This window comes from Mycobacterium heidelbergense (assembly GCF_010730745.1).
GTDB classification, from domain to species: domain Bacteria; phylum Actinomycetota; class Actinomycetes; order Mycobacteriales; family Mycobacteriaceae; genus Mycobacterium; species Mycobacterium heidelbergense.
Window position 1 is genome coordinate 582,431 of sequence record NZ_AP022615.1, and the last position, 13,494, is coordinate 595,924.

Sequence of the window (13,494 nt, forward strand, 5' to 3'; positions counted from 1 at the left end):
GCTCAGCTCGCGGCGGGGTTGCTCCGCACCGCACTTTGGATCGGCCGGTCGGGGTCGACCGCGATGCCGAGCGCCTCGGCGGTGCCGACGATGACCCCCATCATGATGGTGGTCAGATGGGCGACGAACCGCTCGCGCGGCATCCGTCGCGGGCTGTCGGGTTCGGGACCCAACCACCACTCGGTGGCCGAGGCGGCCGATCCGAAGGCCGCGTGCGCGGCCAGTTCGATGGCCGCGTGGTCCAGCTCCATCTCCTTCAGCTCGTTGTCGAACATGTCGGCCATGGCCAACGTGATCTCGCGGCCTTCGTTAAGGGTCCGAACCGTCGACTCGGTGGTGGCCCCGGAGCGAGCCGAGATGAACACGCGCAGCACGTTGGGATGCTTGTCGACGAGGGTCACGTACTCCTCGACGCTGCGCCGGATGACCTCGCGGGCCGAGTCGGTGGCCAAGTTGATCGACGGGAAGATCGCCGACCACAGCATGTCGCGCAGGCGCTCCCCGATCGCCTGGAACAGGTCGGACTTGTCGTGGAAGTGCCGGTAGATCTTCGGCTTGGCGGTGCCGGCCTCCTCGGCGATCTCCCGCACGCTCAGCTCGGGCCCGAGCCGGTCGATGGCGCGGAACGCCGCGTCGACGATTTCCCCGCGCACCTTCTTGCGGTGCTCGCGCCAGCGTTCGCTGCGCGCGTCGACCTTGACCCCGGGCTTCATGCTGGGGTGCGGCGGTCGGGGAATTCTCACCACATCAAGCACCATACCGCGTAGGACCCGCTGACCTGGGCAGACTGGGCGGTCCGCACCTCACCGAGCGTGAACTGGTTGCGGAAATCCGGCCGAAAAGTCGCAATGGCTTCACGTTGGGCGAGATACCGGCCGCATTACAGCATGCAGGAGACGCAACCCTCCACCTCAGTGCCCTCCAGCGCCATCTGCCGCAGCCGGATGTAGTACAGCGTCTTGATTCCCTTACGCCAGGCGTAGATCTGCGCCTTGTTCACATCGCGGGTGGTGGCCGTGTCCTTGAAGAACAGCGTCAGCGACAGCCCCTGGTCCACGTGCTGGGTGGCGGCGGCATAGGTGTCGATGATCTTCTCGTAGCCGATCTCGTACGCGTCCTGGTAGTACTCCAGGTTGTCGTTGGTCATGTACGGCGCCGGGTAATAAACCCGGCCGATCTTGCCTTCCTTGCGGATCTCGACCTTCGACGCCACCGGGTGGATCGAGCTCGTCGAGTGGTTGATGTAGGAGATCGACCCCGTCGGCGGGACGGCCTGCAGGTTCTGGTTGTAGATGCCGTGGGTCTGCACCGACTCCTTCAGCCGCTTCCAGTCGTCCTGCGTCGGAATGCGAATCTCGGCATCCGCGAACAGCTGACGAACCTTGTCGGTCGTGGGCTCCCACACCTGTTCGGTGTACTTGTCGAAGAACTCCCCCGACTTGTACTTCGACCGCTCGAAACCGCCGAACGCCCTGCCCCGTTCGATCGCAATGCGATTCGACGCCCGCAGCGCGTGGTACAGCACCGCGTAGAAGTAGATGTTGGTGAAGTCGACGCCTTCCTCCGAACCGTAGAAGATGCCCTCGCGTGCCAGGTAGCCGTGCAGGTTCATCTGGCCGAGCCCGATCGCGTGGGAGTCGTTGTTGCCCTGCTCGATCGAGGGCACCGAGGTGATGTGGGTCTGGTCGCTGACCGCGGTCAGCGCGCGGATGGCCACCTCGATCGTCTGCGCGAAGTCCGGCGAGTCCATCGTCTTGGCGATGTTCAGCGACCCCAGGTTGCACGAAATGTCCTTGCCCACTTTGGCATACGACAGGTCTTCGTTGAACTCCGACGGCGTGGACACCTGCAGGATCTCCGAGCACAGGTTCGAGTGCGTGATCTTGCCCTCGATCGGGTTCGCCCGGTTCACCGTGTCCTCGAACATGATGTACGGGTAGCCGGACTCGAACTGCAGCTCGGCCAGCGTCTGGAAGAACTCCCGCGCCTTGATCTTGGTCTTGCGGATGCGCGCGTCGTCGACCATTTCGTAGTACTTCTCGGTGACCGAGATGTCGGCGAACGCCACGCCGTAGACGCGTTCGACGTCGTAGGGCGAGAACAGGTACATGTCCTCGTTCTTCTTGGCCAGCTCGAAGGTGATGTCGGGAATCACCACGCCGAGCGAGAGCGTCTTGATCCGAATCTTCTCGTCGGCGTTCTCGCGCTTGGTGTCCAGGAAGCGGTAGATGTCGGGATGATGGGCGTGCAGGTACACCGCGCCGGCGCCCTGGCGCGCCCCCAGCTGGTTGGCGTAGGAGAACGAATCCTCCAGCAGCTTCATGATCGGGATGACGCCCGACGACTGGTTCTCGATGTTCTTGATCGGGGCACCGTGCTCGCGAATGTTGCTCAGCAGCAACGCAACTCCCCCGCCGCGCTTGGACAGCTGCAGCGCGGAGTTGATCGACCGCCCGATCGACTCCATATTATCCTCGACGCGCAAAAGGAAGCAGCTTACTGGCTCGCCGCGCTGCGCCTTGCCGGAGTTCAAGAACGTCGGCGTGGCCGGCTGGAACCGCCCGTCGATGATCTCGTCGACGAGCTTCTCGGCCAGCCCGGTGTCGCCGGCCGCCAGCGTCAGCGCGACCATGACCACGCGGTCCTCGAAACGCTCCAGATAGCGCTTGCCGTCGAAGGTCTTCAGCGTGTAGGACGTGTAGTACTTGAACGCGCCGAGAAACGTCGGGAACCGGAACTTCTTCGCGTAGGCCCGGTCCAACAGGGCCTTGACGAAGTTGCGCGAGTACTGGTCGAGAACCTCACGCTCGTAATAGTTTTCGCGGATCAGGTAGTCGAGCTTCTCGTCCTGATTGTGGAAGAAGACCGTGTTCTGGTTGACGTGCTGCAGGAAGTACTGGCGCGCCGCCAGCACGTCCTTGTCGAACTGGATCTTGCCGTCGGCGTCGTACAGATTCAGCATCGCGTTCAGGGCGTGGTAATCGACGTCCGCCTGGCCCCCAAAAGGGTGGGCGTGGGTGCCGGCGGTTACAGGCTCTGCAGCGACGGTTGGTGGCACGTCTGTTCCTTCCAGAATTCTTCCAAGCCCGCGCGGACGGCTTCCACGTCGTCCGGGGTTCCCATCAGTTCGAAGCGGTAAAGGTAGGGGACGCCGCACTTGCGGGAAACCACGTTGCCCGCATAGGCGAATTCCGCACCAAAGTTGTTGTTGCCCGCGGCGATGACGCCGCGGATCAACGACCGGTTGTGCTCGTCGTTCAAAAAGGCGATGACCTGCTTGGGCACATAGCCGCCGTCGTTGATGTTCGGGGTCGCCCTACCCCCGCCATACGTGGGCAGCACCAGCACGTACGGCTCGTCGACCTCGATGCGCCCATGCAGCGGTATCCGCGTGGCGGGAACACCCAGCTTCTGCACGAAGCGGTGGGTGTTCTCCGACACGGAAGAGAAATAGACCAGTGGCGATCGCAAGCGCGGCGCGACCGGGCGTAGCGGGTCGCCACTCATCCAATCCAGGTTGGGCCCCTTGACATCCACGGCGCCGCAACCTCCTTACCTAACGTCTGCCTCTATATATTCAAGCGCTCAACACGGCCCCGGCGAGCGCCTTGATGCGGTCGGGCCGGAAGCCCGACCAGTGGTCGTTTCCCGCCACCACCACGGGGGCCTGCAGGTAGCCCAGCGCCATCACGTAGTCCCGCGACTCGGGGTCCAAGCTGATATCGACCTTCTCGTAGGGAAGGCCCTGCCTGTCCAAGGCCTTGAAGGTGGCGCTGCACTGCACACACGCCGGCTTGGTGTACACGGTGATGCTCATGGAATGCCGCTCCTTTGCGGAAGGTCTGGAACTTGTCACGAACTGGCAACTGCTTGGAGTACTACGTCTGCGCTGTGTTCAGCGGCCCGGCAAGGCCCCAGATTCCCGTTTTGCGGCTGCCGGGCCGGACGACCTGGCGGGCACCGATTCCGGGAGGTTCACCAGGCCCGGCTGGCTTGGTGACCCTGGGATCTGCCGGCCCCCGAAACACTACACCTAGTGGCCGACAAGTTCGCGAGGCACAAGATGTTCTGAATAACAATTCTGAAATTCCCTGGTCGTAAGGCCTTCCGGTCGACACACCCTCGGCGTGTCGCAGATCACAAAGCCGAGCCGAGTCACCCATACGCACCGGTATATCACCCGCCACCGACAACGCCGGTGCGGCCTTCCCTCGTGCCCGCCGCCAGCAAAGCCGCCGGCGTGAGCTGGCGGCTTCTGCTATTCGCTGATCGCAACCTTGCTGGTCGCCGCGGATCGGGCTTGTTCGTTACCGCCAAATTCAGCTGACCTCGGCGGCGAGCTTGCCGACGACGTCACGCACATTCGCCGAAAGCTCGGCGTCCTCCGCGGGGGCCCTGCCCTCCAGGGTCTTGAACGGCACGGACAGTTTGACCGCCTCGACCACCGCGGCGCCGGCGATCCCGAATGACTTGCGGGTCTCGTCGTGCGCCCACACCCCGCCGTACTGGCCGAAGGACCCCCCGATCACCGCCAGCGGCTTGCCCCTCAGCGCGCCGTCGCCGAACGGACGAGAGAGCCAGTCGATCGCGTTCTTGATGACCGCCGGGATGCTGCCGTTGTACTCCGGGGTGACCACCAGCGCCGCGTCCGCGTCGGCCGCCGCGGCGCGCAGCGCGGCCACCGGAGCCAGCGGCGGGGTGTCGGTGTTCATCGCGTCGTCGATCTCCTCGTTGTAGAAGGGCAGCTCCCCCAACCCTTCGAACACGGTGACGGTGACGCCGTCCGGGGCGACCGCCGTCGCCAGCTCGGCGATCTGCCGGTTGATCGACGCCGCCCGCAGGCTGCCCACCAACGCCAGGACTTTGATGTTCTCTGCCACTGTCGGAATTCCCTTCGGTCGTTGCCCTACATCCTTGCACGGCGAAACCGGACCACGGTCCGGTTTATTCCTGCGGCGTTACAGTGCAGGAGTGAGCGAGCGGTTGGGCGAGTTGCCCGTGTCCGTCCCACAGGAGCGGGGCGACGCGGCGCGCAACCGCGCCCTGTTGCTCCGGGCCGCCCGCGGCCTGGTCGCCGAGCGCGGCGCGGACGCCGTCACCATGGACGACGTCGCCGCGGCCGCCGGCGTCGGCAAGGGCACGCTGTTCCGCCGGTTCGGCAGCCGGGCCGGCCTGATGATGGTGCTGCTCGACGAGGACGAACGGGCCAGCCAGCAGGCGTTTCTGTTCGGCCCGCCGCCCCTGGGCCCCGACGCGCCACCGATGGATCGGCTGGTGGCGTTCGGCCGGGAGCGGATCCGCTTCGTCCACACCCACCACGCCCTGCTGTCGGCGGCCAATCGCGATCCGCAGACCCGCTACGGCCCGCCGGCCGCGGTGCAGCGGACGCACGTCCGCGTGCTGCTGGCCTCGGCGCACACCACCGGCGACCTCGACGCCCAGACCGACGCCCTGCTGGCCCTGCTCGACCCGGACTACGTCGAGCACCGACTGGGCGTCGGCCGACACACCCTGGAGACGCTGGGCGACGCGTGGGAAAGCCTGGCGCGCAAGCTCTGTGGGCGGTGATGCGGTCCAATTGGGTGCTGCACGTCGACCTCGACCAGTTTCTGGCGTCGGTCGAGCTGCGCCGCCACCCCGAACTCGCCGGGCTGCCGGTCATCGTCGGCGGCAACGGCGATCCGACCGAACCGCGCAAGGTCGTCACCTGCGCCTCGTATGAGGCCCGCGAATTCGGTGTTCGTGCGGGCATGCCGTTGCGCACCGCCGCCCGACGCTGCCCCGGCGCGACGTTCCTGCCGGCGGACACGGCGGCCTACGACGCGGCGTCCGACCAGGTGATGGGGCTGTTGCGCGACCTGGGACACCCGGTCGAGGTGTGGGGCTGGGATGAGGCCTACGTCGGGGTGACGGCGGGCGATCCCCACGATGTGGCAGAGGAAATCCGGACGGTCATCTCCTCGGAGACCGGGCTGTCCTGCTCCGTCGGCATCAGCGACAACAAGCAGCGGGCCAAGGTCGCCACCGGCTTCGCCAAACCGGCGGGCATCTTTGCGCTCACCGACGCCAACTGGATGTCGGTGATGGCGGACCGGCCGGTCGACGCGCTGTGGGGCGTGGGCCCCAAGACCACGAAAAGGCTTGCGGCCCTTGGGATCACCAGCGTGCGGGAGCTTGCGCACAGCGATGCGGAACTGCTGACGTCCGCGTTCGGCCCGCGCACCGGCCTGTGGCTGCTGTTGCTGGCCAAGGGCGGCGGCGACGCCGACGTCAGCGCCGAGCCATGGATTCCGCGCTCCCGCAGCCATGTCGTCACCTTTCCGCGCGACCTCACCGATCGGGCCGAAATGGATTCGGCGATAAGGCGATTGGCCCGTCAGGCATTGGACGACGTGCTGGCTTCGGGGCGGATCGTCACCCGCGTCGCGGTTACCGTGCGCACCTCGACCTTCTACACCCGCACCAAGATCCGCAAGCTGGCCGCGCCCACCACCGACGCGGAGGCCATCACCGCCGCCGCCCTGCGCGTCCTGGACCTGTTCGAGCTGGAGCGGCCGGTCCGGCTACTCGGGGTGCGACTCGAGCTGGTCATGCCGGAGTAGCGGCGCGGGCCGAAGCGCGCGCGTGAAGACCACGTTGACCCGGCGCATCGCCACGCTGTAGGGCCACCACGCCAGCCGCTTGAACGCGTAAAGCGCCCGGATGTCGGCCGACGTATAGATCAGGTACCTGTTCCTGGCGACCCCGGCCAGGATCTTTTCGGCCGCCCTCTCCGGCGAGACGGCGTGACCGCTGAAGCGGTCCACCCAGCGGGCGACCCTGGGGTCCTCGCGGTCCACGCCGGCGATCTCGACCGTGTTCACCAGCGGGGTCCGCACCGCGCCCGGCACCACCACCGACACCCCGATGCGGTGCCGGGCCAGGTCGAAGCGCAGCACCTCGGACAGGCCGCGCAACCCGTACTTGGAGGCGCTGTAGGCGGCGTGCCACGGCAGCGCGACCAGCCCGGCCGCCGAGGACACGTTGACCAGATGCCCACCGCGCCCGGCCGCCACCATCGGGGGGACGAACGTCTCGATGACGTGGATCGGACCCATCAGGTTGATGGCGATCATCGTGCTCCACTGCTTGTGGGTCAGCCGGTCGACGGTGCCCCAGGCAGACACGCCGGCGACGTTCAGCACGACGTCCATGCTCGGGTGGTCGGCGTGGACGTCGGCGGCGAAGGCCGCCACCTGCTCATAGTCGGCGATGTCCAGCGCGCGGTGCGCGGGCACCGGCGCGCCCAGCGCGCGCGCGTCGGCCACGGTCAGCTCCAGACCGTCCGGGTTGCGGTCGGTCAGATAGAGTTCGGCGCCCTGCGCGGCCAGCCGCAGCGCGGTGGCGCGGCCGATGCCGCTGGCCGCGCCGGTGACAAGGCACCGCTTCCCCGCGAAATACGCCCTCCGCGCCATGACCGTGACGATACCGGCGGCGTCACCCAGGGCCGCCACCCCAGAGCGAGTTCAGCCACAACTGCTCGAGGACCCGCACGCGGCGATCCACGTCGCCGCCGCGGCCGACCAGCATCGGGTCGCCGGTCAGCGTCAGCGCGGTGGTGCCCGTCAGCGTGCGGATCAGCGTCGGGATGTCGTCGCTGATCGGATGCGCGGTCCCGGCCTTCATCTCCGCGTCGACGATGCCGACGATCTGACCCAGCACCACCTCGAACTGCTGCTCGAGAATGTCGCGAATCTCGATGTCGGTGTGGCGCGCGGTGTTGCACGCCATCATGACCGGGTCGTTGTGCGCGTAGACGGCGGCGGCGCTGCCGACCATCCGCTTGGCGAACTGCTCCGGCGACTCGCCCGGCTGACGGGGAGCAAAGTACTGGGTGAGTTCTTCGAGTTCTTCGACGGCCTCGGCCAGGATCTGGGCGAGCACCGCGTACTTGGAGTCGAAGTAGAAGTAAAAGCCGGAGCGGGCCACCCCGGCGCGCAGGCTGATGGTGCTGACCGACAGCTCCGCGAACGGCTTCTCCTGCAGCAGCTCGCGCACCGCCTGCATGATCGCCTGCCGATGCTTGTCGCCGCGACGGCGCAGGGCCGGTTCGCCCGGCTCCGGGTTGACGGCGTGGCTACTCACCCCACGACCTTGCACCACGCCGCCCGAAAAGCAAACTTGACAGCCGTCAAGTTTGTCCCGAAGGATATTCACCAAGTGACCGCAGTCACCCGTCCCGGGCTGGCACAGGGAGCACAGAGGAGTCTTCATGGCCGCCGCCACCATCAGCACCCCGCACTACCTGCTTGACCAGGCGCGGCGCCGGTTCACGCCGTCCATCAACAACTTCCCGGGCATGGGGCTGGTCGAACGCAGGCTGCTGAACACCGAATTCCCCGAGCGCAAACTCGCCGACCCCCCACCGGGCAGCGGGCTCAAGGCCGCCGTCGGCGATGCGGGACTTCCGGTCATCGGCCACATCATCGAGATGCTGCGCGGCGGTCCCGACTATCTGATGTTCCTGTACCAGACCAAGGGCCCGGTGGTGTTCGGGGACTCGCCGGTGCTGCCGGGCGTCGCCGCGTTGGGCCCGGATGCCGCACAGGTCATCTACTCCAACCGCAACAAGGACTACTCGCAGCAGGGCTGGGTGCCGGTGATCGGGCCGTTCTTTCACCGCGGCCTGATGCTGCTCGACTTCGACGAGCACATGTTCCACCGGCGGATCATGCAGGAGGCGTTCGTCCGGTCCCGGCTGGTCTCCTACGTCGAGCAGATGGACAGGGTCGTGTCGCAGGTGGTCACCAACGACTGGGCGGTCAACGACGCGCGCTTCCTCTTGTATCCGGCGATGAAGGAGCTGACCCTCGACATCGCCTCGATGGTGTTCATGGGCCACGAGCCGGGCACCGATCGCGAGCTGGTGACCAAGGTGAACAGGGCGTTCGCCGTCACCACCCGCGCCGGCAACGCGGTCATCCGCACCAGCGTGCCGCCGTTCACCTGGTGGCGGGGCCTCAAGGCGCGCGAACTGCTGGAGAACTACTTCCGCGAGCGGGTCAAAGAACAACGCGGGAAGGACGGCAACGACCTGCTGTCGGTGCTGTGCCAGACCGAGGACGAGGACGGCAACAGGTTCTCCGACGAGGACATCGTCAACCACATGATCTTTTTGATGATGGCCGCGCACGACACCTCGACGTCGACGACGACGACGATGGCCTACCAGCTGGCCGCCCACCCCGAGTGGCAGGAGCGTTGCCGCGACGAATCCGACCGCCTCGGCGACGGTCCGCTCGACATCGACTCGCTGGAGAAGCTGGAGTCGCTGGACCTGGTGATGAACGAGTCGATCCGGCTGGTGACGCCGGTGCAGTGGGCGATGCGCCGAACCGTGCGCGACACCGACCTGCTGGGCTACTACATCCCCGAGGGCACCAACGTGATCGCGTATCCGGGGATGAATCACCGGCTGCCCGAACTCTGGACGGACCCGCTGAAATTCGACCCGGACCGGTTCACCGAGCCGCGCAACGAGCACAAGCGGCACCGGTATCAGTGGACGCCGTTCGGCGGCGGCGCGCACAAGTGCATCGGGATGGTGTTCGGGCAGTTGGAGATCAAGACGATCCTGCACCGCCTGCTGCGCAGGTATTCCCTCGAGCTGCCCCGCCCCGGATACCAGGCGGTGTGGGACTACGGCGGCATGCCGGTGCCGAAGGACGGCATGCCGATCGTGCTGCGCCCGCTCTGAGGCCCTCGCCTTTACCCGCGAGCAGCTATCTGGGGGGCTGAGGCCCCGCCGTGGGGGATGAAAATTTGGTGGTGTCGTTCGGCGTGGCTAGGTGGTTGCTTGGCGTGCTGGCGGGGTTGACGCTGGAGGGGTGTTTCGGTGGATCCCGTTGCGTCTGTGTTGTCGTGAGCACGCCGAGCAGCTTGGGACGAAGGGTACCCCGTGGTTGTGCGGGGGCCGTGGTTTGTTGCCTGTGAGCACGCGAGTGAGACTCCTGTTTGTTTTCACTCTTCCCGGAACACGCTGATTAACAACAGGTTCTAGATGATGAGGTGATTGATCATGGAGGTGGTCCATCGGCGGTGTGCAGGCCTTGATGTTTCCAAGAAGGACGCCAAGGTCTGTGTCCGGGTTCAGGGTCAGGGTCGGCGCGCCACCACGACGACGGTGAGCACGTGGGTTCGACCACCAGCCAGATCCTGGCGTTGCGCGAGCATCTGCTGGCTGAGCAGGTCAGCTGTGTGGTGATCGAATCGACGTCGGATTATTGGAAGCCGTTTTACTACCTGCTTGAAGATGCGCTGCCGGTGATCTTGGCCAACGCTAAGGCGGTGCGTAATGTGCCTGGCCGCAAGACCGATGTCTCGGATGCGATGTGGCTGGCTGACCTGGGCGCACACGGGCTGGTACGCGCCTCGTTCGTGCCGCCGCAGCCGATTCGGGAGTTACGCGATCTGACGCGGGCGCGCACCATGATCACCCGGGCGCGTACCAAGGAGATTCAGCGGCTAGAGAAACTGCTCGAAGACGCCGGGATCAAACTGTCGGCGGTGGCCTCTGACATCGTCGGGGTCTCCGGGCGGGCGATGCTCGAGGCGCTGATCGCCGGGCAGCGCGATCCGGCGGTGCTGGCTGATCTGGCCAAACAACGGCTGCGGGAGAAGATCCCCGCGCTCACCGAGAGCTGCGCGGGCGGTTTAACGACCATCACGCGTTCATGACGCGGTTGTATCTGGATCGCATCGACGCCCACGACGCCGACGTCGCCCGCCTAGATGAACGCATCGAGGAGGCGATCCAACCCTTTCAAGCCATCCGGGAGTTACTCATGAGCATCCCGGGCTTTTCGACGATCGTGGCCGATGTGTTCATCGCCGAGACCGGCGCGGACATGAGCGTGTTTCCCACTGCGGCGCACCTGGCGTCGTGGGCTGGGGTGGTGCCCGGTTGCAACGAATCAGCGGGCCGGGTCAAATCAGCGGCCACCCGAGCGGGCAACCGCTACCTCAAAGCCGCCCTCGGGGTCGCGGCCCTCTCGGCGGCCCGCAGCAAAGACACCTACTACAACGCCCGCTACCGACGCATCGCCGGCAGCCGCCCACCCCAGCCAAAACGCAGGAACAGAACCAAAGCCCAGCACAGCTCACCAGCGGGCATGATCGCCCTGGTCGCCCTGGAACACAAGATGCTCACCGACGCCTACAACATGCTGATCAACGGCGCTTTCTACCGCGACCCCGGCCCCGGCTACTACACCCGCCACCACCCCAGCAAGACCAAGGCCAACGCCATCAAGCAGCTCGAAGCCCTGGGATACAACGTCATCCTCGAACCACTCACCGAAGTCGCCTAACACCAGGGGCCAGCGACTCACCCGCTTCGGGTCACCACATTTTCGAGTGAGACGCGGAATCGCACCATTTCGTGCGGGTTTGTGCGAGTCTGCGTCTGCTCGCGCGATCACGCGGCGAGCCGGTTGGTCGCGCGATCACGCGGCGAGCCGGTTGGCGCACGCGATCACCGCGCGCAGCGCCGACTGCGTCGGGTCCCCGGAAAGGCCCATCGCCCACTCGGCGCGAAACCCGTTGCTGCCGCGGATAAAGGTGGCGGTGGTCCCGCCCGATCGCATCTGGTGAAACCGCAACGTCTCCACCGTGATCCCGCGCTCGTGCAGCATCGCGGTGAGAGCGCCGATCGGGCCGCTGGCCGCGGCGGTCGAGCTGCTGATGCGGTCGCCGACGCCGATCATGGCCCGAAAGTTGCGCGCTTGCGGGCCGAGCCGCCCGGCGGGGCGCTCGGCATCGGTGCACGCCCAGTGCCCGAGCCGCAGCGGGCCGGCGGTGTGGCCGTAGGTGGCGACGAAGCTCTCCCAGGACATCGCGCCGGCCTCCTCCCGCAGGCCGCGCGGCAGCGCGGCGCCGAAGTGGTGGCCGAACCACGCGTCGGCCGCGCGTTGGGGAGCCGGGACGCTCGCGGAATCCGGATTCGGACGGGGCATGGTGTCGGTCTTCTCTGATCAGCAGGGCGACCGACGCCAATAGCTTCCGACCCACAGCGGGGGGTCGGTCTAGGGATCAGACCCCGCTGCGGGTGCTGGCTACTACGGCCTTTTTGAAGGCACGCTCGAGAAGACGCACGAGTGCGAGACTAGACGCCCCGCGACCGGTAACGCAAATTCGGCCAACGGCGTTCCGCCTCAAGGGAATCCCGAAACCTTTTGCTAGTGTTGCGAAACGGCTCGACGGCGGCGACATCACCGGTGCGGTTACGCACCGACAGACGAGAGGCAGGGCTGATGCACGGGAGCAACACCAGGACGCGCGCGCTTCGTATCGTGGCCGCGGCGCTGTTGGCGACATTCGCGGTGGTCACCGCGAGCTGCGCGCCGCAACCCGGCGTGCAAAATCCCGCCCCGACCCAGGTTACGCAGCAGAACTCGAAGTAATCACCCGCCGCGGCGGCTCCGCGACCCGCGTGACGGGCCGAACCGAAGGTAGGCCCGGATCGTCGTTCCGGTTGACGCGGTGTGCGTGCGCACCAGGTCCGAGATGGCGTTGACCAGGAACAGCCCGCGGCTGGCGGGGCCGCTCGGGCCCGGGTCCAGGCGGCCGACCAGCGGGTCGTCGAGCCGTCCCGTGTCGCGCGCCTCGCAGATCAGGTGCTGGTCGTCCCGCCAGAAGGCCAGCCGGCACGCTCCGTCGGTGTACATCAGGCTGTTGGTCGCCAGCTCGGTGGCGATCAATTGCAGGTCCTCGATGCCATCCTGGGACAGCCCCACCCAGCCGGCGTAGTCGACCGCAAAAGATCGGGCGGGCCGAAGATCCGCCGACTTCCTGACCAGGTAGGTGACGGCCCCCGGCTTGACGGCGAGCGGCTGATTGCAGCGCCCCAGGGCGTCACCGGGCGCGTATTCGGCGCTGCGGTGCAGCGCGCCGCAGTCCCACAGCAAGGGGTGGGTCGCGCGGGCCTCCGCCAGCACATCGTCGTCCAGGCGGCTTGCGTCGAAGAGGCACAACCCCGTCGCCGGGCATCCGTCGAGGGCCTCGTTGATCAGCGCTTCGTGCTCGATGCAGGCGACGAACTCGTCCTCGGTGCGTCCGGGCCAGGCGAGTTGGCTGACGATCCGCACGCGCCGGTCGGGGTGTTCGTCGACGAAGGAACCCTCCGCCGCCATGAACCGGGTCGGGTTGCGGCCGACCTCGGCGATGTCGGCCATGTGCAATCCGGCCGGAAATCCGCGGCCCGCGCCGTGCAACGCGTCCCGCAGCAAGGCCAACTCGTGGCCGGGGACCGCGACCAGCACCGCTTCGTCGCCCGCCAGGCCGTCGACCACGAAGCGCACCACATGGTCCAGGTATTCCCGTTGCGATCGGTAAAAGAGTGCGGAGTGCACGAAGCCCGATCGGTCGGTTTTCGTGTCGCCCACGCGCCCCGTCATTCCAGCGCTCTCGCTTTCGATCACTGCCGCCAACCCTCTGCCGGATCAGCCCTCTAGCTTT

General features: G+C 66.6%; 12 protein-coding genes and 1 pseudogene. 4 read left to right on the plus strand and 9 right to left on the minus strand.

Annotated features, from left to right (window positions below):
• Positions 1-2: 2 nt before the first annotated feature.
• The 5 genes from G6N25_RS02720 to G6N25_RS02740 all read right to left on the minus strand — a co-directional run bounded on the left by G6N25_RS02720 (position 3) and on the right by G6N25_RS02740 (position 4,880).
• Entirely contained in the window at positions 3-746 is a 744-nt protein-coding gene (locus G6N25_RS02720) for a TetR/AcrR family transcriptional regulator (RefSeq protein WP_142272690.1), read from the minus strand.
• A gap of 134 nt (positions 747-880) precedes the next feature.
• A complete protein-coding gene (gene nrdE, locus G6N25_RS02725) occupies positions 881-3,058 on the minus strand; it encodes a class 1b ribonucleoside-diphosphate reductase subunit alpha (protein WP_083074634.1) in 2,178 nt (725 codons plus the stop codon).
• The gene (gene nrdI, locus G6N25_RS02730) at positions 3,028-3,507 is read right to left on the minus strand and encodes a class Ib ribonucleoside-diphosphate reductase assembly flavoprotein NrdI (protein WP_083074697.1); all 480 of its coding nucleotides are present in this window, start codon (positions 3,505-3,507) and stop codon (positions 3,028-3,030) included. The genes nrdE and nrdI overlap by 31 nt, the downstream gene beginning before the upstream one ends.
• Before the next feature lie 70 nt (positions 3,508-3,577).
• Positions 3,578-3,817 (minus strand): redoxin NrdH, encoded by a 240-nt coding sequence (locus G6N25_RS02735; RefSeq protein WP_083074633.1) that lies wholly within the window; start codon positions 3,815-3,817, stop codon positions 3,578-3,580.
• A 502-nt stretch (positions 3,818-4,319) separates the two neighbouring features.
• Complete coding sequence (locus G6N25_RS02740; protein WP_232065681.1) at positions 4,320-4,880, minus strand: NAD(P)H-dependent oxidoreductase; 561 nt, start codon at positions 4,878-4,880, stop codon at positions 4,320-4,322.
• Between the two features lie 91 nt (positions 4,881-4,971).
• Between G6N25_RS02740 and G6N25_RS02745 the strand changes: the two genes are divergently transcribed.
• Together G6N25_RS02745 and G6N25_RS02750 are read left to right on the plus strand one after the other, a co-directional pair.
• The gene (locus G6N25_RS02745) at positions 4,972-5,568 is read left to right on the plus strand and encodes a TetR/AcrR family transcriptional regulator (RefSeq protein WP_232065682.1); all 597 of its coding nucleotides are present in this window, start codon (positions 4,972-4,974) and stop codon (positions 5,566-5,568) included.
• Positions 5,568-6,602: a DNA polymerase IV gene (locus G6N25_RS02750; RefSeq protein WP_083074631.1), complete on the plus strand. Its 1,035-nt coding sequence runs from the start codon at positions 5,568-5,570 to the stop codon at positions 6,600-6,602. Before G6N25_RS02745 ends, G6N25_RS02750 begins: the two co-directional genes overlap by 1 nt.
• Here the strand turns inward: G6N25_RS02750 and G6N25_RS02755 are convergent.
• Entirely contained in the window at positions 6,564-7,454 is an 891-nt protein-coding gene (locus tag G6N25_RS02755; protein WP_083074695.1) for an SDR family oxidoreductase, read from the minus strand. The two genes, G6N25_RS02750 and G6N25_RS02755, sit on opposite strands and share 39 nt — an antisense overlap.
• A 22-nt stretch (positions 7,455-7,476) precedes the next feature.
• Positions 7,477-8,124, minus strand: coding sequence for a TetR/AcrR family transcriptional regulator (locus G6N25_RS02760; RefSeq protein WP_083074630.1), 648 nt, complete (start codon positions 8,122-8,124; stop codon positions 7,477-7,479).
• A gap of 127 nt (positions 8,125-8,251) precedes the next feature.
• Between G6N25_RS02760 and G6N25_RS02765 the strand changes: the two genes are divergently transcribed.
• Positions 8,252-9,736, plus strand: a complete 1,485-nt coding sequence (locus tag G6N25_RS02765) for a cytochrome P450 (protein WP_083074629.1) — start codon at positions 8,252-8,254, stop codon at positions 9,734-9,736.
• A 321-nt stretch (positions 9,737-10,057) separates the two neighbouring features.
• Positions 10,058-11,348 (plus strand): annotated as a pseudogene (locus G6N25_RS02770) (IS110 family RNA-guided transposase).
• 135 nt (positions 11,349-11,483) lie between these two features.
• On the opposite strand, the gene G6N25_RS02775 reads toward G6N25_RS02770, so the two are convergent.
• Positions 11,484-11,993 carry a 2-isopropylmalate synthase gene (locus tag G6N25_RS02775; RefSeq protein WP_083074743.1) on the minus strand — a complete coding sequence of 170 codons (510 nt, stop codon included), beginning with the start codon at positions 11,991-11,993 and terminating at the stop codon, positions 11,484-11,486.
• Between the two features lie 447 nt (positions 11,994-12,440).
• Positions 12,441-13,457 carry a sensor histidine kinase gene (locus tag G6N25_RS02780; protein ID WP_083074741.1) on the minus strand — a complete coding sequence of 339 codons (1,017 nt, stop codon included), beginning with the start codon at positions 13,455-13,457 and terminating at the stop codon, positions 12,441-12,443.
• Positions 13,458-13,494: the final 37 nt, after the last annotated feature.